The sequence below is a fragment of the Mucilaginibacter gynuensis genome, assembly GCF_039541195.1.
Lineage (GTDB): Bacteria > Bacteroidota > Bacteroidia > Sphingobacteriales > Sphingobacteriaceae > Mucilaginibacter > Mucilaginibacter gynuensis.
In genome coordinates, this window is sequence record NZ_BAABFT010000002.1 from 303180 (window position 1) to 327195 (window position 24016).

A 24016-nucleotide genomic window follows, 5' to 3' on the forward strand; every position below is an offset into this window, starting at 1 on the left:
TGTTATAGTTTAAAAAATATCTTGTTCTTGAACAACCAGTAGCACAGTGCCCACTCCAGTACCCAAACTGAAAGTGCCGATATCAGCGCCGCTAATTTTACAGGGATGCTAAACAAGGTGATCAGCATATCGCCGGTGAAAATGGCTACTACCCCATTCAGCCATTGTACGCCTACGGTTTCAAAAAACAGGTAAATAAAAATGGCGTTCATACCTACTACGGTAAATATCCATACGTATTTCAGGTTTTGCTTTACGTCTATCAGCCAATAGGTTGCGGCCAGTATCAGCAATACCCAACCACCCGAAGCAAACGCGAACGAACTGGTACTGATACGTTTGATGATAGGTGTTATACCCGTTACATCCAACCCAAAGCCGATTACCAGTGCAATTACACCCGCAACTGCAAGCGCCTTTATTTTATAGGCCGATGTATGGCCCGATACCAGCAGCTTGCCCGCCAACACACCCCATATAGTATGGGCAGCAGTAGGTATGCAATTGATGGTTACCCAGCCGTCACTGTTGATCTTGCCCATTAGCAAGGTATCCACATAGGCGCCGAAATTGTGGCCTTCTGTAAAAGGTTGCTCAAAGCCGGGCATCAATATGGTACGGTACAAAATTTCGGTTAAAATGAGTAACGCTACTGAGAACACCAGTTGCCAGCTGTATGAACGGTTAATGATCAGATAAGCTACTATACTGGTGAATGACAGTTGGGTAAGCACATTCCACAGTTCCCAAACGGGTTTGCCCGCGTATACACAATGCAGCGCGGTACCGCAAATGAACAGCTTGAGGCTGCGCCATAATACATGCTTAAAATTTGTTTGCCAGCTGATGCCTTTATCCAGCTTGCGGCTGTATGATATGTACATTGCCGCGCCCGCCATAAACATGAAGGCAGGCTGCACCAAATCCCAAAAGTGCAGACCATGCCATGGGTGGTGGAAAAACTGATCCACCAATAACGCCGCGGGTTGTACCGGCTCCAGGTGTTTCAATGCTTCAAACAGCATGCAGCTTTCGGCACAAAGCAATATCATGATCATACCACGCATCACATCTAAGGATACAAGGCGACCGGCAACAGGCTGATTAGCTGTAGTAGTAGTCATATAGCGGCTAAATAATTAATCATTTAATCTTTTGATATTAAAGCGAATAAGCAATACACTTATTCACTCATATCTAACTGGAAGCTTGCTGTGCCGTCATCCGGTGCGCTGCCCAAAGTTACCGACCAATCATTTTTTATAGCCTGAATAGCAATACGCAATCCCGAACCTGTAAGCCCTTTTAGTTTACCACGGGCAATACGCATTTCAAATTTCAATAAGCCGCCTTCTTCTTTAGTGGTGCCTACAGTGTAAGCATCGGGAATTGTTTGCTTATCGAAACTAAAAGCGCTTTGGGCGCCTGTGTGGTAAAATATCTCAAGGCCGGTTTTAGTAAACAATTGCCCTTCTAACAAAATATCATAACCACCATCGGTAAAGGTACCTGTCAGTAAACCTGTAGCCGCGCTGTTATCCGAATCGATATAAAAATCGAAGATATCGTCATCGGCCTTCGTGCGGGCCATTTCAATGTAGGCATAAACATAATTGCCATCATAATCAAACTTAACGGTATTGAATACGCCTTTTTTAGCGCCCAGGGTAATAACGTTATCGTTAACATTATCCCAATCGGCCAGCGAGTTATCATTGATCTTTACCGGGGTTGTTTTGGCTATGCGCAGCACGGTTGAAGCCTCAACCGTTTTACCGCTAACAGATGCGGTTAGTGTGGGTACATATTTACCTTTACCAGGGTATTTATGCGTAGGACTGGCATCGGTAGATGTAGTACCATCGCCAAAATCCCATTTGTAATTGCTTACGCCTTCGGTTTTTACCGTAAAGGTGGCGGTAGTGCCCTCAACCGCTACTTCATACAGCAGGTCGGTTAACGGGGCGGTTTTATCTTTTTTACATGAGCTGAATACCAAACATGCTGCCGATAGCATGAACACGTAAACTTTTAAATTTTTCATATCAATTTGTATGTTAATATTACGGTGTGATAGTTTCAATTATGGGTTTTGAGTTACAGCCGGGTTGCTTAATACTTCATCAATTGGGATATAGTATATAGTACGCGGGCTGGTGTATGGCACAGTAAGGTTAGGATAACCAGTTGGCGTTTTCGACAGATCTACATCGGTTTCTTTTAAACCGGCCAGGTGGTATCCCCAATAAGCTTTATTTAAGGTCTTCTTGTTACGGAAAACATCATAAGTGCGGTGACCTTCAAATGCCATCTCAATACGTTTTTCAAGCAAAACCACATCTAAAGCAGTGGTGTTGGCCGGTACCACTTTTTTGTAAAGGAAGCCTTCCAGTCCGCGATTCTTACGAATCATGTCCACATCATCCAGCGCCGCCGTGTTGTTGCCTGTTTTAGCTTCGGCTTCGGCACGTATCAGATACATTTCGGCAAGGCGGAACATAATAGGCGAACTTAAGTTAGGTAAGCCGCCCTGAAAAGAGAACTTGCTGATGTAATAAACTTCAATACCGTTTCTTTTTACTATCGCACCATTCGCGTCTTTTGATGGTACAATGTACGACCATCGAACATCCTCGGGATGCGCAGACATAGCAGAACGTAATGATGATGATGCATATTCCTCGCCCCAGCCCGAGTTACCATCTGAATAGATCATTGATGCTATTGAACCAAACTTGCCGTAATCGTCAATCTGGGTAAAAGCGACACAGAAAATTGTCTCGGAACCTGTAGTGGCGTTAGCGAATAATGCCGGGTAAGTATCAGCGGTAGTTAAAGTGTATTTACCTGTGTTAATTACTTTGGTAGCATACTCAATAGCTTTAGCATTATTCTCTTTATAAATATTAACACGAGCTAATAATGCCCATGCAGCCGCTTGTGACGCATATTGTACACCGCGTGGCTCGGTCATTAAACCAGCTGCCTTTTCAGCATCGGCAATTACCGACGCGTATACCTCGCTCACTGTTGATCGTGCTTTTTTAGCAGGATCAGTAAGGTTGGTGCGTAAAACCACACCTGCCGAATTTGGATCTACACTGTATGGCTTACCAAAAAGGCGTACCAAGTTAAAGTGGCAAAACGCGCGCAAAAAGTAACACTCGCCGAGTAACTGATTGGTGGCGGCATCTGTTTTGCCCGATTTTTCAACAGCGGCAATAACCGTATTTACACCGGTAATAATTTTGTATGATATATACCAGTAATAACGGGTGTTAGCTTGCGCCGGTGAATGGCCAAGGCTAAAACTGTAAAACAATGGGTCGGTAGTTACCTGGCCGCAAACAATGTCATCACTCGCAAAATCCGACAGGTGATAGAACTGGCGCAGGTACATATTATTGGCATCAACCGTACCGTTAAATTCAATATGGTCTTTTAACAAAGCGTAAGCTCCGTTTAAGGCATTGGTTAAACCACTTGTAGTGGTAACCAGTGTATTGGTACTAATGGCGTCGCTTGGAGAAACATCTAAGTTTTTACAGCTGCTTGCTGCAACAACCATAAGGGTAATGAAGGTGAATATTTTCTTTTTCATATACTTTATATTAATAGGCTGCAGCCTGCTTAAAAGTTGAAATTAACGGTTAACAGATACTGACGGTTGTTAGGATACTTAAAGTCGGACACGCCCGGGGTTGCAAAGCTGCCCGGTGTAATAGTAGTTTGCGGATCCTGACCAAGGAAGTTAGAGAAGGTGGCCACGTTATCGGCAGTTACACCTACGCTTATACCTTTCATGCTTATTTTGTTAGCCCATGCTGTTGGCAGGGTGTAACTGAAAGCGATGTTCCTGATGGTGAAATAACTGCCATCTTTTAAGTAACGGGTTGATGTTTCGGTTGAGTTGGCCGAGTTTTGCGGACTTGGCTCTGTAGCCTGTGTATCACCCGGGCCGCTCCATACTTTAGCGCCATCAGGCATCCTGATCTGGTTGTAATCCGGCTCGTGTCCATCATTCATCATAAACCTTAAGTTATTACTGAATACCTTGTTACCGTAGTTAAAGTAAGTGCTCACCCTTAAGTTAAAGTTTTTATACCTGAAGCTGTTATTAAAACCGCCCTGGTATTTAGGCAATGCCGAACCTACTTCCTGATTGGTAGCCTGCGCATAGTCTGATGTTTTTTCGCTGGCAACGGCTTTGCCTTCGTTATTGTAGATCAGTTTTTCCCAAACAGGTGCACCGGTTTGCGCATCAACACCTAACCATTTAGGCATGTAAAATTCAAACAGGTTACCACCGTTACGGTAGATCTGCGATATGCTCCATGAACCTGTCTTGATAATATCTGATGGGAAGCCTGATAGTTTGTTATTATTAAAGTTAATGGTAAAATCAGTCATCCATTCAAAATCCCTGGTTTTGATATTGGTTGAGTTAATGCCCACCTCTATACCTTTATTGATAACGGTACCGGCATTTTCCCACTTGGTTTCAAAACCAACCGATAGCGGTTGTGATACGCGCAACAACAGGTCTTTGGTATCGTTACGGTACAGGTCAACAGTTAAGTTTACCCTTTTAAATAAACCAATGTCAATACCGGCATTGATCTGGCGTTTACTTTCCCAGGTTAGGTTGGGGCTTTCCAACTGGTAAGGCACCGCGCCTACCAATGAGTTATATTGTGTAGTTAAAGAGTATAAACCCTGGTACCTCGACGCGCCTATATCCTGCGTACCGGTAACACCGTAGCTACCCCTTAGGCGCAGGTTACTGATGATACTGTTATTGGCCAAAAATTCCTCATTGCTGGCCAGCCATGATGCCGATATAGATGGGAAGCCACCGTATTTATTACTTGGCGAAAAGTTTGATGAACCATCGTACCTGTACGAACCGGTAACAAAGTACTTGCCTTTATAGCCGTAGTTAACCTGCGATAATAATGATTGCAGTATATACTTATTATTGTAGCCGTTAACCGTTTGGTTGTTTGATACAACGTTCAATACTTTTAAACCTTCAGGCAATCCTTTACCCGAACCTCCAGAATATTCAATGCGGCTGCTTTCAAACGCGCCACCGGCAAAACCATTAAGGGTATGGTCGCCAAATTTAAAATCAAACTTGAACAACTGGTTACTGATAACACCGTAGTTAAGGGTATTCAATTCGTCAATGTAACCGGTACCATGGTATGTACCTGCTGCTATAGGCGATACATAGTTGGAACTTTTATTAAATGATGCCGATACCCTGTTGGTACTTGCAAAAGTTAACCAGTCGGTAATGCGATAGTTGATACCTAAATCGTAATTTACATCGAAACCTTTATAGGTGTGATCTGAATTTTGCACGGTATTAAGTGGATTGATAGGATCTCTTGACCACCAGGTATAACCGGCATCAATTTTGGGTTTATCAATATAAACCGGATTTCCGGAAGCATCATAAGGATTATCCCACGGCATATTCAGGAATGAGTAATACATATCCATATAATCGTAGCTTTTACCCTGCGATGCGCTTAGGTTAATATTATTGGTTACATCCAGCTTTTTTGAGAAGTGATAGGTGGAATTACCACGTAAGTTAACACGCTCAAAATTGGTGTTAACGAAAGTGCCCTTTTCTTTATAGTACGATGCACCTACATAGTAATCGTTCTTTTCGGTTTTGCCGCTGGCTGATAAATAAAAGTTATATACCGGTGCCGATTTAAACGATTCTTTCGACCAGTTATAATTCTGATCTCTTAATGACAGCGGACGCTCGGCATAAAATTTAACCAAATCTATTTTGTATGTGTTATCGGTAGCGCCCACGATATAATCGCGGTAAAAACCTTTTTGATAATCGTACAATTCGCTGCTGTTCATCAGGTTCATTTTACCAAAGTCAGCCGTTCTGAAACCAGTTGAAACTTTCGCCTCAAATTTGGTTTCGCCTTGTTTGGCGCTTTTAGTAGTTACAATGATAACGCCCGCGTTGGCTTGCGAACCGTATAATGCCGTTGTACCCGCATCTTTCAATACAGTGATGCTTTCTACATCATTAGGGTCGTAATTACCGCCAATAATACCATCAACCACAAAAAGCGGGCTTTGATTGGCATTAACCGATGATACGCCGCGCAGCCTGATCTCGGCCACTGAACCCGGCGCGCCGGAGCTGTTAACCACCTGTAAACCGGCAACTTTACCCTGCAACATGGTACCCACGCTGTTAGCGGTAACGTCTTTCAGTTTATCGGCCGATACTACGGTAACCGCGCTGGTTAGCTCGCTTTGTTTTTTGCTGCTGTAACCTACCACCACTACATCATTCAATTGGGTTACATCTTCAACAAGCGATATCGTTACATTTTTTTCATCGGCGGTAACTTCTACCTCTTTGGTTTGGTAGCCTATAAAGCGAGCTTGCAGTATCGCTTTACTACCGGTAATACTAACAGAGAAACTACCATCGGCTTTGGTGGCGGCACCTCCCTGGGTACCTTTTACCGATACTACTACACCCGGCAGGGGTTGCTTGTCTGCAGCGGAAACCACAGTTCCGGTAACTGTGGTGGTGGTTTGGGCAAATCCGTTTAGATAACCCAGCAGACAGCAACAACAGATAAGTAAAATTTTGTTAATCATATTGTTAGTTAAGTTTTAAGGAGTACGTGTGTATTTGATTTGTCGTGATACCGTAAAATTGATGTAAAACAATTGTTAATAAAAGGCACACGCGGCAGGCGGAGTAAAAAACAATTTGCGCAAACGTTTGCGCACGTTACGCAAACGTTTGTTCTATTTTGCGTAATTTGCGCAAAAGCGGATTTTTATTTTGAATAATTCAACAAAACACCGCATTATATACCATAAGCACCAATAATAACGTGCATATATTTGGCATTTATTACAAATAAGGCAATGTATGCCGAATAAAAATTGGGAAGGGAATTACAGGGAGTAGTCAATCATCTGCGAATCGATGATGTGCTGAAAATAGGTTTCGTTTGATGTGGATGCCTTGTCAGATTTTTCGATCATCTTAAACAAGTATTCGGTAGCCATACATGATTGCTGACCTGCGAATTGTTCAATAGAAGCCAGCGGCAATGTATCCATATATTCCCATATAGGGAGATTGGCAAAGCTGATGAAACTGATATCTTTATTTACAGTAAGCCCGGCTGCTTTAACAGCGGCAATGCAATCAAGTACTACATAATCGTTAAACACAATTACGGCAGTGGGCCTGTTTTCCAATGCCAGCAGCTTCTTTATGGCCTTAACATTATCGCTTTTGGCCAGCGTGGTGGCCACCATAATATCCTGATCAACCGGGAGGTTGTTTTCTTTTAAACATTTAAAATAGATCTCCAGCCTTTGCAGGGTAGCGGCAAGTTTGGCGGGACCGTTAATAAGGCCGATACGGCTATGCCCCATGCCTACCAGTTTGGTCATGGCTTGTAACATGCCCGACAACAGGTTACAGGCCACAAAGTTGATATCCTTACGTGCGGGCACCCTGTCAAAAAACACTACGGGAATGTTATACTTTTTCAGGTTTTCGAAATGGTCGTACGTGGAGGTGTCTTTGGTAAGCGATACCAGTACGCCATCTACACGGTGATCTTTCATGTTCTCAACTATCCTTTTCTCCCGCTCAAAATTATCAAGCGACTGGCCAATAATTACGTTGTAATTATTTTGCTCGGCAATGTCCTCAATCCCCGTTAGGGCCGATGAAAAAAATGGTTCGGAAAGGTTCGGGATGATCACCCCTATGGTGTATGTTTTACGCTCCTTAAAGTATATGGCAGATTTGTTTACCTCGTAGCCAAGTTCCTTGGCCATTTTGTGTACACGCATAGTAGTAACCAGCCCTATACTGGGGTGATCATGCAATGCACGCGACACCGTGGAGGCGGAAACATTAAGCTTTTTGGCAATTTCTACTATTGTAGGTAACTTATTCTTCTGCATTTATAAAACCCGCGCTTTTACTGTCTACCGTTCTAAATCTACACAAAAAATTAACATTTAAAACTAAATAACAGGGCTTTCTCCATAAACTATTAAGGTTTATAGCTGTTAAATGCAGTATCACCAATCCTCAAAAACCATGAACGATCTGTTATTTGCAACAGCATTTGCTAAAGAGCTTGAGGCCGAAGCACCTGCTACCATTAAATGTCTCGAACGTATCCCGGCCGAACTTTCTAAATGGAAACCGCATCCAAAATCAATGGAATTGGGTTACCTCGCACTGTTGGTCGCCGAAATTCCGCTGTGGATAACGCACATTATTAAAGACTCGGAAATTGATTTTGCCACCTTTGCACACCAGCAGGCCACAACGCCCGAAGAGCTTGTAGCGCATTTTAAAAGCAACGTAGCCGGAGCAAAAGAAGCTTTATTGGGTGTTAAAGACGGTACGCTTGATGAGATATTTTACCTGAAGGCCAATGGCGAAACGCTATTCAGTTCGCCCAAGCACGAGCAAGTTGAATCAACTATTAATCACCTGGTGCATCACCGCGGACAACTTACCGTTTATATGCGGCTAAATGATATTGCGGTACCATCTATCTACGGCCCTTCGGCCGATGATAAGAATTTCGCTGGTCAATAGTCATACTGCATTACTAAAACAGTCACAAGCTATCTGATGAAGTTTCGGCCAGGTCACCGGCCGGGGCAATAGTTTCATCAATAACAACAGGCTCGGAAGAATAACCGAACAGGGCTTTCGCTTTAATAATATCGGCAACCTCGTTTGGTACATATTCTTCCCAGCCGGTTGTGCCTTGCTTAATAAACTTCAATACCTTATCAGTCTCCACATTCAGGTTATTCTCGTTATAATGCCTGATGTCTTCTATCTTGTTGTTAGCGATCAGGTAACGGAAAAGATCTATCAAATGCGGCGGTGGCGTGAATTTAAGGCAATTCCAGATAACGCCATTGCGCAAAGTTGGGTACACAAACAGTTTCACCTTACGGCTAAACAGCGTAGCGAACGATTCGAGGATACCGCCCGGTAATTCGCGGTAATGCTCTTCCGAAAATATATACTCCAGGTTGGGATAACCCAATACCACCCCCATTTTAAGGCTGGTAATTTTTGAAAGATAAGCCACCAGTTTATAATACTCGTGGAAGTTAGAGATCAATACCGTTTGGCCTAACGAGCAAAGGATATCTACACGATCTAAAAAGTCTTTTTCGTCGATCTCTGCTGTTGGGTCGGCATCACGCTCTTTTAAGGCTTGCAGCGTGAGCTCGGTAATTACCATTACGTTCTTTTTATCTACATCGGGCTCCTGCACAAATTGCTTTACACCCTGGTTAAGCATATCCAGGTGAACGTTGATCAGCGGGCGGAAACGGCCGCGGATAACCACAATGTGTTTTTTGTACAATACCTCTGATGGCTGCTGGTTCTTGCCATCCGGACCGAATACCGCAGCATCTGAAAAGCCATATTTTACCAGGTGCAAGCTCATCAGCCTGTTATCAACCTTGGTAAAGCCCGGCCCTTCAAACCGTATCATATCTATTTGTATCCTGTCTTTCGACAGGTTATCCATCAGTGATTGCAGGAAAACCGGCGGGGTATCGTTATAATAAAAACAAGCGTATATAAGGTTTACGCCCAATATACCTACCGCTTGTTGTTGCAGGTTATTATCGTTATCGAGCAGTTTAACGTGTATTACCACGTCGTGATATTCGCCGTTGGGCTCCATCTGGAAACGCACGCCCATCCAGCCGTGGCCTTCGTTGGTTTTGTAATAGTTAAGCGCCGAAAAAGTACCCGAAAAAGCGAAGAATGTAGTCGAGCTGCCGCGTTGCTCGGCCAAACGCTCTTTCAATAAACCATACTCATGGTCGAGCATAGAGATGAGGCGGGTTTCGCTAACGTAACGCTTTACTTTTTGTACGCCGTAAATGGCATCAGAGAAGGTCATGTCGTAAGCCGACATGGTTTTGGCTACGGTGCCGGCGGCAGCACCGGCTTTAAAAAAATTTGCGGCTACATCCTGCCCGGCACCAATTTCGGCAAATGAGCCATATATTTTAGGATTAAGGTTTATGGCAAGTGCTTTTTGCTTTGTTCCGATATCTTTATTATGGATGCTCATATTTCAAATTGAGTATTTCAGTGTGGCTGAAAAAATAATTACTCAAAAATATAAGCATTTCACCGCATTACCGCAATAATATTGTAGAAATCTACCTGTCGGCTTTGCGCAGCCATCAATTTTAATATTAGATATATTTTATTTCGTTAAACTAAAATGGCGATTATAAGCCGCTCTAACTTGTTTTTAATGTAATGTGCCACTTATATAAACAGGATTAAGTAGTTTTATTAAGTTTATATTTTTTCCATCGTTATGCCGCTTAAGTATCTGCTATTGTTGATAGCTATCTTATTTATGTCACTTATTTCAAGTGCACAAAAACGGACTTACAGTAAGGCTGACAGTCTTTTTATATTTAATTCAACTACCAGCAAAAAACTGAAGCAAAAAATGATGGACAGTTCATTTGCGAACGAGAGCACGTCTCCAAATTTTGTAGTAATAACTGCTGTCAATAAAATTACAGGTAAAACAAAAGAAATATGTACGGAGGCACCTTTCGTTATTGGCGGAATTGAGCGAAACAAAGGCAACGCAACACAGCAAAATTATAAGTCGGCAAGTTTCTATTTTAACACAAAAGCCGCATTAGATAATGTAGGTTTTGACGAGTATACTTACCGGGAATTAATAAAATATGGCCAAAACAAAGAACTCAAAACTATTGTCGATTATCTTTCAAGAAATCCCATGGTGACAATGGAACACAACTTTCAAGGCACTCGAAAACAACAGTTTATGTTTGCGTATGTGTTGTTCAACAACGGCATAATGTCGACAAGTGGTTGTATGCAGGCAACTTGATGACCCTAAAAAAGATGGAATAATATAATTACATCGTTATCAATTATATCAAAAAGTACAAAAGAAAGCACAGATCGTATTAACAAGCACAGGGCAACTTGGGATACTTTTGGTTTATTAACCTCAATTAATAAACCTGTATGAAGAACGAATTAACAGCCGATGCGATAGCGCAATACCGTCGCGATGGTTTTTTGGTTATCGAAGATTTTTTATCGCCCGATGAACTTAATTTCTGGCGCGAAGCCCTAAACGAAGCGGTAGCAAAACGCAATGGCAACAAAATGCCAGACCGTAAAGAGGTTTACGGCAAAGGCGACGATGCCGATAAATCATACTACGATAATGTGTTTGATCAGCTCATTAACTTATGGCAGGATAATGATAAGATAAGACAAATAATGCTGGATGAGCGCCTCGGTAAAATGGCTGCCCAACTCTCAGATTCGGATGGCATAAGAATATGGCACGATCAGGCGCTGATAAAAAAGCCCTGGGCTAACCCTACTTCCTGGCATTTGGATACCCCATACTGGTCGTTCAGCGACAGGAGGGCATTATCGATATGGGTAGCCCTCGATGATGCTACTTACGAAAACGGTTGTTTGTTTTTTATACCAGGATCATACCATACCACAACTTTTGAAAACCCAGGCATAGGCAAAAACATGGGCGCTATTTTTACTACCTATCCCGCATTTAAAACTACAAAAGCGGTAGCCGCACCAATGAAAGCCGGAAGCTGCTCTTTCCATAACGGACTTACCATACATGGTGCCCACGCTAACATGACACCGGGTTACCGGCGTGCCATGACCTGCGCTTACATGCCAGATGGCGGTACATTTAACGGCACACAAAATATTTTAAGCGACGAAGAAGTTGCCAAACTACAATCCGGCGACCTGCTCAACAACGACCTGCTTACGCCATTAATATACTGCAAACATTAAGTAAGTTTGGTATTAGCAACTACCGCTTACACAAGCACATTATTCTTTACATCAAGTATTTATACCCATACCAGTAAATGACGTTCAAAGCCCCATTATTTGCTTTTCTTATTTTGTTATATGCTTTTCAACCTGCCCATGCAGCGGAAAAAGCCGTACCGGGAATAATCAACAACACAACCGCTAAAGAAATTACGATCAGCACCCCGGATAAAAACCTTTCTATAGTGATTGATTACTCGACGGGCTGCGTGGTGAAAAAATTGAGTATTAAAGGCAAAAATGTATTATCTGCGTCGGGCATTTATACGGGTTTGCGTATCGGCGGAGATAAGTTTTCATCCGCAGAGGTATTAAATAACATAAAGGTTACCAATAATACACAGGACATCACTTTAAGCAATATAAGCTATACCGCCGGGGTAAAAGAAACATGGGGATTCAAACTGAACGGCGATAAAATAGTCTGGAACATTACCCGCGATTACGCTACCGACCTTCACCTCGAAGATATGGCCTTTCCGAAATGGAATTTCGCTAACCTGAACGTTTGGAAAGGTGGCATAATAGATAACGGTGGCATGGTATGGTGCAAATATTTGAAAGAGGTAAATGATACTTACGGCGTACACACAGGCGGCATAACCTTTTGGAATGCCGAAACAGGCAACGGTTTACGCATAGCACCGCATATAGCCAATGGAAAATCAATTGCCTCGGCATATTCTCATAGCCCTGCTAAAGAGTTTACTTTCACGCAACTGCTTACCGATGCTCCGCTGAAGCAACGCTATAATCTGAACCGCTTTGTTGCGCAAAAAGCAGATGTATTTGCCCCTTTTGATATAAAAAAAGGTACCGCAACGGTAAGTTATGAATTGCAATACATCGACTATGGCAAAGAATATTCGAAAGGCGAACTGCCCGGAATAGATGCTACCGTGGTGCGCGAACTGATGAACACTACAGGTCGTTATGGTGTGGTAGATAATACCATTGTGGGTGCTAATGGCTGGCTTACCAACTGGAAATGCCTGCACGAACCCTTCTTTGCGCAGATAGGAATGGCGCTTAACGATAGTAATTATACCGCTAACATGGCATCAAACCTGAACCGCGAACGGGATGTGGCCATGCTGCCCGATGGCCGGATACTCTCCCGCTGGCATAATGAAGCAGGCGACGAAATACCCGGAACTTACAATGCCGAAACAGGCTATTACGAAGCGATGTGGGGCTACACTATTGACTCGCAAACGGGCTACGTAATTAACGCCAGCGAGCAGTTTGATCTTACCGGCGATGTGGAGTGGCTACGTACGCACCAATCTTCCTGCGAAAAGGCGCTCGACTGGCTCATTACACGCGACAGCAATAATAATGGCCTGGTTGAAATGATGAACAATAACATTGCCGAAAAAAAGGCCAGCGACTGGTTGGATATTGTTTGGGCAAGCTTTGAAAACTCCTTTGTAAACGCGCAACTATACGAGGCTTTAACGCTGTGGACCAACTGCGAAAGCATATTAGGCAATAAAGAAAAAGCAAAGTACTACGCTGCCGTTGCTCAACGCCTCAAAACGGCTTTTAATAAACCTGTTGAGCAGGGCGGTTTTTGGTTGGCAAGCAAGCAGCAATATGTTTACTGGCGCGACAATGATGGTTCGGTACATGGCGATAATTTGGTTACCCCGATCAATTTCGCGGCCATTGCCTTTGGTTTGTGCGATGATGCTGACCGCAAGGCATTGATATTAGATCAGATTGAAAAACGCGCTGATGCCGAGCATTTGTTTCATTGGCCGTTGTGCTTTGATTCTTTCAGAAAAGAGGAAGTGAGCGGCGGCAACTGGCCGTTCCCTAAGTACGAAAATGGCGATATATTCCCTACCTGGGGCTACCTGGGCATTCGGGCTTACGCGCAATACGATAAAGCCATCGCATTAAAATACATCAGCAACCTTATTGAACAGTATAAAAAAGACGGCCTTTCATCGCAACGCTACAGCCGTACCACGCAATTGGGCTTGGGGGATGATATTTTGGCCGGGATATGCACAAGCATCACCGCGTTATACCGAGATATCTACGGCATTCGCCCTAAATGGAACAGGATGGGTCTTGAACCCAACCTGCTTGCCAAACTTAACGGAACCGAATTTAAATACAAGCACCTCGGCACCTTATACACGCTCAACTTAAGCGTTAACAATTATGTAATGCGCAGCAATGGTTTCACCATCAGTAGTAAAGCAGTCTTCGGAGCTAACAAAACAGGCAACACATTAAGTTATTACCCCAATAATGCGGAACTCGCTGTCCTAAAAATAACAGCTACAACAAAAAAGGCTATCGATGTAAAGATCATCGAACCGGCATCGTCTACCCTTTCGTGGAGTATTAATTCGGCCGATACCTATCAAATTACCTTGCAAGGTTTGCAGCCTGCAAGCGCTTACACAGTTTTGATAAATAACAGGGCGCAAAACGTAAAGACAGATACAAAGGGCAGTTTTTCAATAAAAATAACTTGTAAAGGGGCTACGCATTTTGTTGTTAAGCGTTTATAACAGACATTTGAATAAACCAGCTACCAAAATGCAAATCAAATTTTTCAGCCCGCTTTGGGGGCATGAACACCTCCCAATTTCCGACTATCTCGACCTGATAAAAAGCGCCGGGTACAATGGTATTGAAACATGGATGCCCGCTAACGCTACCGATAAACGCGTGTTGTTTGATTACTTACAGCAGCACGAAATGGAGATCATTTCCTTTCAGCATGAGGCCGATGGCAGCACGTTCGACGAGTTTAAGGCATCGTACCTGAAGAACCTGCATGCCTGTGCCGAGCCGCAACCTATCCTGATCAATTCGCATACCGGCCGCGACTATTTTTCGCTTAGCCAAAACATGGAACTGATTGATATAGCGACAGAATTCACAGAAAAAACCGGGATACTGGTAGTTCACGAAACTCATCGCGGCCGGGCAGGGTATTCGCCGCAGGTAGCAAAAGAGATGTTTGATATCAACAAGGATTTTATGATCACTGCCGATTTTTCGCATTGGGTTTGTGTTACCACCAGCATGCTCCAAAATTTTCAGGAAACTATAGCCGAGGCGATAAACCGCGCACCACACATACATGCAAGGGTTGGTTTTGAAGAGGGCCCGCAAATTGGCGACCCGAGAGAACCCGCGTGGAAGTACGCTTTAGATACCTTTTTGCAATGGTGGGATAAAATAGTGGAGATTAATGCTGCCAGCAATTCAGATGTTTTAACCATCACTACCGAGTTTGGGCCTCCGCCCTATATGCAATTGCAGCCGTTTACTGATCGGCCTTTGTATAACCAGTTTGATATTAATTGTTACATGAAAGATCTGCTTACCGAAAGGTATAGCCAATATATCGCGTAATCATCAGCGGCCAATGCATACTAACTATTTTAAATACCTTAATATAACCCCGGTTGAAGAGCGCTGGGGTTTGTATGTAACTACCACAGGGTATTCGAGAATAGCGCCTAATGATGATTACCCCAATACGGAACATCCGCCAAGTCATCACCTTACCTGGAACAGGGGCCGCATTTTAAATGATTATTACGTGGTGTTCATTTCAAAAGGAAAAGGGGTGTTCGGTTCGGCATTAAGCTCACCGGCAGACATCGTTGCCGGTAATTGTTTCCTGCTTTATCCGGGTGTATGGCATCGCTACAAACCCGAGCAACGATCGGGCTGGGAAGAATACTGGATCGGCTTTAACGGCTATTATGCCAGGCAGCTCATGGAAAACGGCTTTTTTGACAACAAAAACCCGGTTATTGATTTAGGTTTGAATAAAGATATGCTCGTACTTTTCCGCTCGTTAATTGAGCAGGTACAGCAGGCCTTAACAGGTTATCCGCAGCAAATTGCGGGCATTACGCTTCAAATTTTAGGGTTGATCAGTAACATTATCCAGCACCGCGATAACCATAACGACCCAACCAGCAAATTGATAGCCAAAGCGAAATTCATCATTCACGAATCGTTTGAGAACGCGCTGGATATGGAGAAGCTGGCACGAGAGTTGCCCATGGGCTATGTTTCTTTCCGTAAGGCATTTAAAAAGATCACCGGCGAATCGCCCAATCAATACCACCTCAATTTAAGGATGGAACGCGCCAAAGACCTGCTTACATCGACAGTTTTAAATATCAACGAAATAGCAGACCAAACCGGCTTCGATTCTGTCTTTTACTTCTCCAAGCTGTTTAAAAAGAAACATGGCATCCCGCCAAGTGTTTACCGTAACAACCACGAAAAAGTTATTGAATAATAATTGCGGATATTATGCCAAAGGCAGACTGAAGTAAAAAGTAGAACCTTCACCTAAAACACTCTCCGCCCATATTTCGCCGCCATGGCGATAAATGATCTCGGCACACAGGTACAGCCCGATACCAAAGCCGCTGATGGTTTTGGTTTGGTTGTTCTCCACCCGGTAATAGCGTTCAAACAGGCGCTCCAGATCGTGTTCGGCAATACCTATACCCTCGTCTTTTACGCTTACCTGTACAGTGCCGTCCAGATGCGTGCATACCAACTGAATGGATTTGCCTTTAGGCGAATATTTAATGGCGTTGCTCAAAAAGTTATTGATCACCTGCCCTATCTTATCCCTGTCGGCCTCTACAAATATGGCCTCGCACTTGGTAAATTCAAGTTGATGGCTCGGATTGGTTAATTGTACATCGCCCTGTACTTCTTCAATCAGCTCTTCAAGATTAAAATGTTGCGTACTCAGGTGGATCTTTCCCGATTCCAGTCGCGATACGTTCAGGAAGCCATTGATCATGGCGGTCATTTTTTTAACCTGGTTATTGGCTTTTTCTAAGGCCCCGCCGGTAAAGGTATCTTCTGCTTTTTGGGCTTTAGATGCCAACATTTGAATGTAAGCACTCAATGAAGTAAGCGGCGTTTTAAGTTCGTGGCTCACCATACCAATAAAGTCGTTCTTACGCAGATCGTCCTGTTTTGATTCGGTGATATCCAGCAGCGTGCCGGCTACAAAAGCGCCGTGTAAGTCATCGCCCTCATATAATTGACCCGTTACCCTAACCCAACGCAGTTGATGATCGTGTAAACCGGTAACATTAAACTCTTGTTCAAAGCTAACCTTGTTTTGTATGGCGCCCCGCATCGCGCCTACAAATACATCTTTATGTTCATCGCTGATACAAGCCAAAGCATTCTCATAAGTAATGGCTTCATCGGCATGAAAGCCAAATAACTCCTTAAAGCGTTCCGAAGCCGTGAATGTTTTGGTATTAAAATTAAAATGCCAGGTACCCAATTTCGACGATTCTATAGCCAGCCTTAATTGCGTTTCGGCCTGCTCAACGGCCTTACGCGCAACAACGCTATTGGTATTATCAATAACCGTGGCCAATACGCGGTTCACTTTACCATCCAGATCTTTTAAAGGCTGGTAATGGTAGTCAACATAAAATAGGCGCCTGCCTTCTACATGATTGAAGTAAACAGGTCTTTCATGATGAACGATAGTTTCGCCGGTTTCCAGTACCTGCTTCCATAACGATGGAAATGGCTGCGTTTTCAATTCAGGAAATACCTCCAGCATCGGGCGGCCAAGCACTTCATCGGCCTTTTTATTCCAAAAAGAAAGTATGGCCTTGTTAGTGGTAGAAATTATATGATCGGGCCCTAACAGCACCACTACAGGTGCAGCCAGTGTGTTCAGTATCTGGTCGAGTTTTGATTTACTGTAACTCAGGTCGTGATGGGCAGCTGTAAGTTGCTCGTTTATAGCGGTCAGCTCTTCATTGGTGGCGTTTAACTCTTCGTTAAGCGCGGTATATTCTTCATTGAGCGAGCTAAGTTCCTCGTTACTGGCCTGGTATTCTTCCACTACGGCAGCCAACTCATCGTTTGAGGTGGCCAGTTCTTTTATTAATTCCTGCTCCTTAATACCCTGGTCGGCAATAGCATTCCTGTCGAGCACATTTTGGGTTACATCATGCGCGGTATGCAGCAATGAATACGTTTGCCCGGCCGCGTTACGGATGGCGCGGTATTCAAAATTAAAGTAGAATGTTTGCAATACGCCATTAACTACCAGGTTAGCAGGTGTGTCTTTAGCGGTATAAGTTTCGCCGGTTTGCCATACGCCTTTTAGCAAATCGGTAAAAGGCTGGCCTTTAATTTCGGGAATAGCTTCTTCAAAAGTTTTGCCAACAACAGAGCGGTCTTTACCCCAAATCGCGATCATGGCATCATTGGCGAAGCCTATTTGCAGCTCTTCATTGGTATAAATCGCCGTTGCTTCATTGGCGAGCATCAACACATCTATTAATGCAGTATCCTGCAAATAATTACCTGTATCCATCAACCCTGTATGCTCCATTCAGCAAAAATAAAAAAAGGCCTCACTTTACAGCATCTTATCATCGTATTTTCAAACAGTTTTATTTACAGCTGACATTTATTCTTAACGGTTTATTTAGGGCGATGTTTTAGCTTATCCATTTAAACACCGTAAATGAAACAATTAGTATTTTATTGTATTTGGAACAAAATATTGAGGCTATAGATAGTGATGAATAATAGTTGCCTTACCAAAGAAGAAGAAAGCCATGTTTGTTGATGTGCTATTGTATTTAGGCTGAATTTGCATTGGCAAGGCAGCACAAGTCTGCAAAACTTTCTAATAACAAAATGACTGTAAACATGCGTTTTGTTTACGGTTGTTATCTCTGTACTGTTGGGCTGGAATATTTCCGGTAATATCGGATTAAAAAGTGCCTATCCCCAAAGTATTTCTATTTTGGATTAATGGGGATTCCATTTCTTTCACGGATAAGTTGAAAAAGGTGATCCGGGCGAACTATCGAATAATCTTCATTGAGCGAATTGGCCACATTTTTAAAACTTGTTGGTGATATATTCGTCCATGGTTGCGCCTGTATAATTATGAAACGTGGCGAAGTTTTATCCCAACCTGCGGCAGCCCTGGCAATATGATCTTTCATCGCTTGTTCAGTTGTGCAGTAATTGCAGCTAAGTGCCATTCCCGGCAAGCTGTCGTTATAAATAGTGAGCCCGCCTCCTGTGTTTTGGGCAGTTACACCGAGCAACGATTTTGCCTTACCTGCATAAATTTCACCAACATCAGGATTAATGCCTCCGGTGATCGTGTTCCAGATGGTGATTACCCGTAAACCCGCACGATTATTATAGTCTTCGGTTTTGGCAACAAACCGTTTTAACAAATTTTTATCAGACCATGTATTAGGATAAGTATAACCATAGCCGGAAGGGCCGGAAATCAGGTTATCATTGTCGGTAGAAGTTTGCCAGTAGTAATTAAGCGCGCCGGGCATTGCATCCAGCATAGCAGGGGATACAGTCCATCCCATTGGAACTGCACCCCGGTCCGGATTATTCCAAAGTTTACGCATCAAATGCTCTGTAAATTGTAAGTTATCTCCGTCGCTCAATATAAACGCGACATAAATCTTGTTTTTGAGTGCGGGCTTTGGGGGAATTGGTTTGATATTTACAATTCTGGATGTACCGCTATGTACCGTTAGGTTAGCACACCAATCACTTGCAACGGTTGCTATACCATACTTTGAAGCCCTCTCTACTCCCGGCCCTTCTTGTGGCCACCAACCCATGAAGGCCGAACCGGGAGACATGGAAGATAGGAATTTGTTGAGTAATTCACTTTCACCGGCAACTTTAGGATCGAGCCATATTACCGCGACACCCAATGCTATTGCGTATTCACGTAGGGCCGCTTTATGCGCGTTAGGGTTTAGTCCGATTAGCAAACGATGATCAAGATGTGGCCAATATGTGTCATATAACGATTGATAAACCTCAAGCTTGCTGTTGAATTTTCCCCGCAAATCAAGTACTACAGGTAAATTATAAGGCGGGGCAGTTAATTTAGATAAGAGTAAGGGCGAGGCAATAAGTGCACCTTTGCTTTTTGCAAGTACCGTAGCCAGATTAATAGTATGTACCTGTGCAGAATCATAAACGATTAAACCTGAAATTTCACTTGGGTATTTTATAATCAAATCCCATTTATCTGCAGACTCCGTCCAACTCAAACCTAAAGATTGCAGCCAGGTATGCGGCCCTTCACCGAAGGCATCACCCTCGTAGGAGAAGATGCGTGGTTTAGTTTTGTTTACGATACCCTTTAACGAAGCAAACAGGTACATTTCTGCAGCGGAGTAACGGGAATTTTGACGGAGCATGATCAGATCCTGAACTTGCGCCGGCGCCGGGAAAGACGGAAGCAGCTGACCGGATGGCCATTTGATTTGAGCCATGCCTGGCGTGACAAACAGAAGAAACAAAACAAAGCATACAGCTTTAATTCTAAACATTTTAATCAGTTTTATCATGTGTTAAATATAAACTTAACGTTTGTAGATATTGCCTGAATCGAAACATATTAGCTATGATTTTCAAATGAAATTTTAATTGAAGTTTGTAGAAATAAAATTTAACTGTAGATTTATGATGATAGCAACCTTTAAACCAATCACTATCCATGAAAGGAAAATCACTTTCCCTTTTGACGTTACTGTCTTTAATTTTTGCTTGGCGTTAGAATATCTTAGATTATGTTCGTGGTAGGGATAGGGCACCCGAAACAGTACTTGAATCGCCTGAAATATGATATGCACGGCGTATTCAAATGTTTACCCTCTAATTAAATGAGAGCTACATTAAAATTTATAGTTTTAGCATGCATTTGTCTTATTCAGACAAGCGCATACTCGCAATTGCCAAAATATGATGTCGAAAGTGTCAGTGAACGAATTTTTAAAGATGTTCACCGTTTTTTTAAACCGAACGACGATTCAACAACTTTTGCATGTCTTCAAGGAGGTACCTTCGTTAAATTTGAGCTGAAAAATGGGAAATTTACAAATGTGGAATTTTCAAATGATGCACCAATTTTTCTTTTATCAGCATTAAAGACAACAATTGATTCTTTAAATGATGATCATGTATTAATGATTAAATTAGGGAATTTACAACGCACATTTATATTACCGGTGCTTTATGATTATAATCAAGGATGTAAGTATCCTGTTTCAGACGACACTATCACGCATAAAAGTTATTATAAAGCTTATTTAGATATCGAAACCGAAAGAAATCATTTAATGCTAAATCTTGTTAATCTAATGAATTTCAGCAAGGAAAAATGGTATTACGGCATAGATTGTGTGCTGTTACATCCATTTTTTACGGGACAGAACAGTATGTAACAATATTTTGATGGTACATACTGCAGCTTTATATCTACCTTCTGCGCAATTACGTCAACAAATAATAATGAGCTTAAAACCAGCTATTATTGCCTTGCTTTTGCTGATAGTTGTGTCAAACAGCCCGGGCTCTTTTTCTACCGGTGCCATAAAGCCATCTGATGATGAGGGCAGAAACCTATTTATTAAGAATTGCAGTTTCTGCCACACATTACCCGATCCGGCAAGCCTGACCAAGGAGATATGGCATAGCCACGTGTTGCCGGTAATGGCTGCCCGCCTTGGCATTATCTACCCGGGGTATGATCCCTTACGCGGCCTGTCTGACGAAGAAAAAAAGATCGTAAACAAAAAGTATATCATCCCCGATCAGCCAGCCATGACTGATGAGGAATGGAAAAAGCTTACCGATTATATTTTAGCCCACGCTCCAGATACATTAGCGACAGACAAAAGCCGGCTAACCCGAAATGTTCCCCTAAAAGCTTTCATACGGCAGGATATTGCTTTGGATGATCAGCAGCCATCGTTAATAACAGGTATCAAGTTCAATAAATCAAAGCAAACCTTATGGATAGGTACCCTCAATAATAAAGTGCTGCAATGGCAATTTGGCAAGGGTGTAACCGGAACCATCAGCACGGAGAGTCCCGCGGTTAATTTTGTATTTAAAAACGATACCACTTATTTAACCCAGATAGGCAAACTATATCCAACAGAGCTAAGTACAGGTACGCTATCGCGATATGCGAATGGTGTAAATGCGAATATACTACCGGCATTACATCGCCCTGTTAGTATCGCCATTGATGATATAAACGCCGACGGGATTAATGAAATAGTGGTTTGTAATTTTGGTAATAAAACCGGCAAGCTTTCATTATTCAGTAAAAAGAAGCCTAACGACAGTTACTCAGAGAAGGTATTGCTTGAAGTGCCCGGTGCCGTTAAATGCTATGTAAGAGACATGAACGGCGACGGTAAAAAGGATATTATAGCGATGTTTTCACAGGGTGACGAAAGCGTATATGTTTTTTATCAAAGGAATAATTTGAGTTTCAAGACAGACCGTGTGTTGCGTTTTCCGCCCAACTATGGCACTACCGATATGGTGTTGACCGATTTTAACCGCGACGGACTTACAGATATTATCACCGTGCATGGTGATAATGCCGATTACTCCAATATTTTAAAACCCTATCACGGTATCAGGATCAATATTAATAACGGCAGTAATAAGTTTACAGAGAAGTTTTTTTATCCTTTATATGGTGTAACTAAAGTGCTGGCCGAGGATTTTGACAAGGATGGCGACATCGATCTGACCGCCACAGCTTTTTTCCCTGCATTCGATTGGCTGATGGATGAGTCTTTTGTTTATCTTGAAAATACCGACAGCAAAGGTTTTAAATTTAAATCGTACACGGCAGCAAGCGATATCCCCATTAAAACCTTGGTGCTGGAAAAAGCTGATATCGACGGTGATGGCGATCTCGATATTATTACCGGGCTCTTTGCACAAAGCCCCGGTGAAGTGCCCGAAAGCCTGAACAAAAAATGGCAATCAGCTAAGTATGGCTTCTCGGTGTTTTTTAATCAACTATATCAGCCTAAGAAATAAAATGGTATTATCGCGCGTATGTTAGTGGAATTGGTGAGCCTTGATGAATTTTATAAGAAAGGTAACATTGCTTAGAAATATATTCAGTGTTTGTCAAACCAAGGTTTGCAATGGATGTTATATATTGATGATGTGTTTTGTGAAGAAGTAAAGGCCTTTAATAAGTTGTTAGCCAGTTACTATTAACTTATTAGGATGGCTTACGCTGTGTTTTTTACTTGTATTTTTGTCATGCGCCCAAAGAAAAGTAACAAAAGAAAAAGTGCTATTCGCTACCTTTGGCTATGACCGATTCTTATCCTTACGACCTTATTTTGCAATGTATTCTTACGGCATCTATACCATTTACGCTTTATTTTCAAATTAAGGGAGATTTTCGTGCGCGAACCTTAGAAAAAAAGAAGGAAGCCAAAATCTTAATGTGGTTAACTGGGTTTTTTACGTTGATAACAATATGTTACCAAATTTTAAATGCCGTTGTTGCTAACGGAAAAGAAGAAATACTCAATGCCTCACTTAAATCAATTAGTGATAAAAATGACAGCTTAAATAAGCTCATAGTATTATCTAACTTTTCCCTAAGGAAAAAGATTGATACATCTCAGGCGGAGAATGCAAGGATTGCGGCTGAAAAAGCATTGATTGCGAGTAGAGAGTTAAACTTGACTGCTGACCATTTAACAACTATTATAACAGGATCAAGAAGGCCTCCGGAGTTTTTCTTCGAGAAAAATGTATCCAAGCTAAACGGCCTGCTCAAAAATTACGATAAGCTACCAGCTAATTTTATAGTTACCGTGATTGACTATGAGTGGGCCTCAATTTGTAAGAGAACAAAAGATAACAAATTTATAGATAAATCTTGTTATCTTAAGTACAGCAAGAGTCAATCAGTGTCAATGCCTGCTGGGTCACTTACTGAAATACCACTACCCTTTATAATTGATCATGAAATTTTTGGTCGATATCAAATCTTGATTGATTATCCTGATACCAGATTTGTTATTCAAGTTGAGTACAAAGTGGAACAGAAAGTGATAACAATGTCAAAGCGGATATTGAAATTAAATTCAGTCCTGAATGCCACTCAGGTTTCGGAGTTAAATCAATTGAGAATCGACTGGAGAAAAGAATTTGATATTCCTTTGAACATAGTATTCGCTGACTTTTTATAATATTATA

Annotated in this window: 17 protein-coding genes; 9 read left to right on the forward strand and 8 right to left on the reverse strand. The window is 42.4% G+C overall.

Annotated elements, in window-relative coordinates; translation table 11 throughout:
- Positions 1–2 precede the first annotated feature (2 nt).
- From ABD894_RS04555 to ABD894_RS04575, 5 genes are all read right to left on the reverse strand, one after another.
- Complete coding sequence (locus ABD894_RS04555) at positions 3–1124, reverse strand: acyltransferase family protein (protein ID WP_345209807.1); 1122 nt, start codon at positions 1122–1124, stop codon at positions 3–5.
- 59 nt (positions 1125–1183) lie between these two features.
- Complete coding sequence (locus tag ABD894_RS04560; protein ID WP_345209808.1) at positions 1184–2044, reverse strand: PKD domain-containing protein; 861 nt, start codon at positions 2042–2044, stop codon at positions 1184–1186.
- Between the two features lie 39 nt (positions 2045–2083).
- Positions 2084–3601 carry a RagB/SusD family nutrient uptake outer membrane protein gene (locus tag ABD894_RS04565; protein WP_345209809.1) on the reverse strand — a complete coding sequence of 506 codons (1518 nt, stop codon included), beginning with the start codon at positions 3599–3601 and terminating at the stop codon, positions 2084–2086.
- A 29-nt stretch (positions 3602–3630) separates the two neighbouring features.
- Positions 3631–6651 carry a SusC/RagA family TonB-linked outer membrane protein gene (locus tag ABD894_RS04570; protein ID WP_345209810.1) on the reverse strand — a complete coding sequence of 1007 codons (3021 nt, stop codon included), beginning with the start codon at positions 6649–6651 and terminating at the stop codon, positions 3631–3633.
- A gap of 306 nt (positions 6652–6957) precedes the next feature.
- Complete coding sequence (locus tag ABD894_RS04575) at positions 6958–7986, reverse strand: LacI family DNA-binding transcriptional regulator (RefSeq protein WP_345209811.1); 1029 nt, start codon at positions 7984–7986, stop codon at positions 6958–6960.
- Positions 7987–8125: 139 nt separating this feature from the next.
- Between ABD894_RS04575 and ABD894_RS04580 the strand changes: the two genes are divergently transcribed.
- Positions 8126–8635: a DinB family protein gene (locus ABD894_RS04580; RefSeq protein WP_345209812.1), complete on the forward strand. Its 510-nt coding sequence runs from the start codon at positions 8126–8128 to the stop codon at positions 8633–8635.
- Between the two features lie 22 nt (positions 8636–8657).
- On the opposite strand, the gene ABD894_RS04585 is transcribed toward ABD894_RS04580, so the two are convergent.
- Positions 8658–10148 (reverse strand): TonB-dependent receptor, encoded by a 1491-nt coding sequence (locus tag ABD894_RS04585; protein ID WP_345209813.1) that lies wholly within the window; start codon positions 10146–10148, stop codon positions 8658–8660.
- 297 nt (positions 10149–10445) lie between these two features.
- Between ABD894_RS04585 and ABD894_RS04590 the strand changes: the two genes are divergently transcribed.
- From ABD894_RS04590 to ABD894_RS04610, 5 genes are all read left to right on the forward strand, one after another.
- The gene (locus tag ABD894_RS04590) at positions 10446–10955 is read left to right on the forward strand and encodes a hypothetical protein (protein WP_345209814.1); all 510 of its coding nucleotides are present in this window, start codon (positions 10446–10448) and stop codon (positions 10953–10955) included.
- A gap of 140 nt (positions 10956–11095) precedes the next feature.
- On the forward strand, positions 11096–11908 hold the full coding sequence (locus ABD894_RS04595; RefSeq protein ID WP_345209815.1) for a phytanoyl-CoA dioxygenase family protein: 813 nt from the start codon (positions 11096–11098) through the stop codon (positions 11906–11908).
- A 77-nt stretch (positions 11909–11985) separates the two neighbouring features.
- Positions 11986–14478 carry an alpha-L-rhamnosidase-related protein gene (locus tag ABD894_RS04600; RefSeq protein ID WP_345209816.1) on the forward strand — a complete coding sequence of 831 codons (2493 nt, stop codon included), beginning with the start codon at positions 11986–11988 and terminating at the stop codon, positions 14476–14478.
- A gap of 28 nt (positions 14479–14506) precedes the next feature.
- Positions 14507–15331 (forward strand): sugar phosphate isomerase/epimerase family protein, encoded by an 825-nt coding sequence (locus tag ABD894_RS04605; RefSeq protein WP_345209817.1) that lies wholly within the window; start codon positions 14507–14509, stop codon positions 15329–15331.
- 13 nt (positions 15332–15344) lie between these two features.
- Positions 15345–16235, forward strand: a complete 891-nt coding sequence (locus tag ABD894_RS04610; RefSeq protein WP_345209818.1) for an AraC family transcriptional regulator — start codon at positions 15345–15347, stop codon at positions 16233–16235.
- 12 nt (positions 16236–16247) lie between these two features.
- Here ABD894_RS04610 and ABD894_RS04615 read toward each other — a convergent pair whose 3' ends face one another.
- Complete coding sequence (locus ABD894_RS04615) at positions 16248–18323, reverse strand: ATP-binding protein (protein ID WP_345209819.1); 2076 nt, start codon at positions 18321–18323, stop codon at positions 16248–16250.
- Positions 18324–18738: 415 nt separating this feature from the next.
- A complete protein-coding gene (locus ABD894_RS04620) occupies positions 18739–20337 on the reverse strand; it encodes a hypothetical protein (RefSeq protein ID WP_345209820.1) in 1599 nt (532 codons plus the stop codon).
- A gap of 315 nt (positions 20338–20652) precedes the next feature.
- On the opposite strand from ABD894_RS04620, the gene ABD894_RS04625 reads away from it, so the two are divergent.
- The 3 genes from ABD894_RS04625 to ABD894_RS04635 all read left to right on the forward strand — a co-directional run bounded on the left by ABD894_RS04625 (position 20653) and on the right by ABD894_RS04635 (position 24009).
- Positions 20653–21213 carry a hypothetical protein gene (locus ABD894_RS04625; RefSeq protein ID WP_345209821.1) on the forward strand — a complete coding sequence of 187 codons (561 nt, stop codon included), beginning with the start codon at positions 20653–20655 and terminating at the stop codon, positions 21211–21213.
- Positions 21214–21280: 67 nt separating this feature from the next.
- Entirely contained in the window at positions 21281–22834 is a 1554-nt protein-coding gene (locus ABD894_RS04630; RefSeq protein WP_345209822.1) for an FG-GAP repeat domain-containing protein, read from the forward strand.
- A 284-nt stretch (positions 22835–23118) separates the two neighbouring features.
- Positions 23119–24009, forward strand: coding sequence for a hypothetical protein (locus ABD894_RS04635; protein WP_345209823.1), 891 nt, complete (start codon positions 23119–23121; stop codon positions 24007–24009).
- Positions 24010–24016: the final 7 nt, after the last annotated feature.

Coding starts and splice junctions, on each gene's coding strand:
- ABD894_RS04555 (WP_345209807.1), bottom strand. CDS start 1,124: ATGACTACTACTACAGCTAATCAGCCTGTTGCCGGTCGCCTTGTATCC.
- ABD894_RS04560 (WP_345209808.1), bottom strand. CDS start 2,044: ATGAAAAATTTAAAAGTTTACGTGTTCATGCTATCGGCAGCATGTTTG.
- ABD894_RS04565 (WP_345209809.1), bottom strand. CDS start 3,601: ATGAAAAAGAAAATATTCACCTTCATTACCCTTATGGTTGTTGCAGCA.
- ABD894_RS04570 (WP_345209810.1), bottom strand. CDS start 6,651: ATGATTAACAAAATTTTACTTATCTGTTGTTGCTGTCTGCTGGGTTAT.
- ABD894_RS04575 (WP_345209811.1), bottom strand. CDS start 7,986: ATGCAGAAGAATAAGTTACCTACAATAGTAGAAATTGCCAAAAAGCTT.
- ABD894_RS04580 (WP_345209812.1), top strand. CDS start 8,126: ATGAACGATCTGTTATTTGCAACAGCATTTGCTAAAGAGCTTGAGGCC.
- ABD894_RS04585 (WP_345209813.1), bottom strand. CDS start 10,148: ATGAGCATCCATAATAAAGATATCGGAACAAAGCAAAAAGCACTTGCC.
- ABD894_RS04590 (WP_345209814.1), top strand. CDS start 10,446: ATGTCACTTATTTCAAGTGCACAAAAACGGACTTACAGTAAGGCTGAC.
- ABD894_RS04595 (WP_345209815.1), top strand. CDS start 11,096: ATGAAGAACGAATTAACAGCCGATGCGATAGCGCAATACCGTCGCGAT.
- ABD894_RS04600 (WP_345209816.1), top strand. CDS start 11,986: ATGACGTTCAAAGCCCCATTATTTGCTTTTCTTATTTTGTTATATGCT.
- ABD894_RS04605 (WP_345209817.1), top strand. CDS start 14,507: ATGCAAATCAAATTTTTCAGCCCGCTTTGGGGGCATGAACACCTCCCA.
- ABD894_RS04610 (WP_345209818.1), top strand. CDS start 15,345: ATGCATACTAACTATTTTAAATACCTTAATATAACCCCGGTTGAAGAG.
- ABD894_RS04615 (WP_345209819.1), bottom strand. CDS start 18,323: ATGGAGCATACAGGGTTGATGGATACAGGTAATTATTTGCAGGATACT.
- ABD894_RS04620 (WP_345209820.1), bottom strand. CDS start 20,337: ATGATAAAACTGATTAAAATGTTTAGAATTAAAGCTGTATGCTTTGTT.
- ABD894_RS04625 (WP_345209821.1), top strand. CDS start 20,653: ATGAGAGCTACATTAAAATTTATAGTTTTAGCATGCATTTGTCTTATT.
- ABD894_RS04630 (WP_345209822.1), top strand. CDS start 21,281: ATGAGCTTAAAACCAGCTATTATTGCCTTGCTTTTGCTGATAGTTGTG.
- ABD894_RS04635 (WP_345209823.1), top strand. CDS start 23,119: ATGACCGATTCTTATCCTTACGACCTTATTTTGCAATGTATTCTTACG.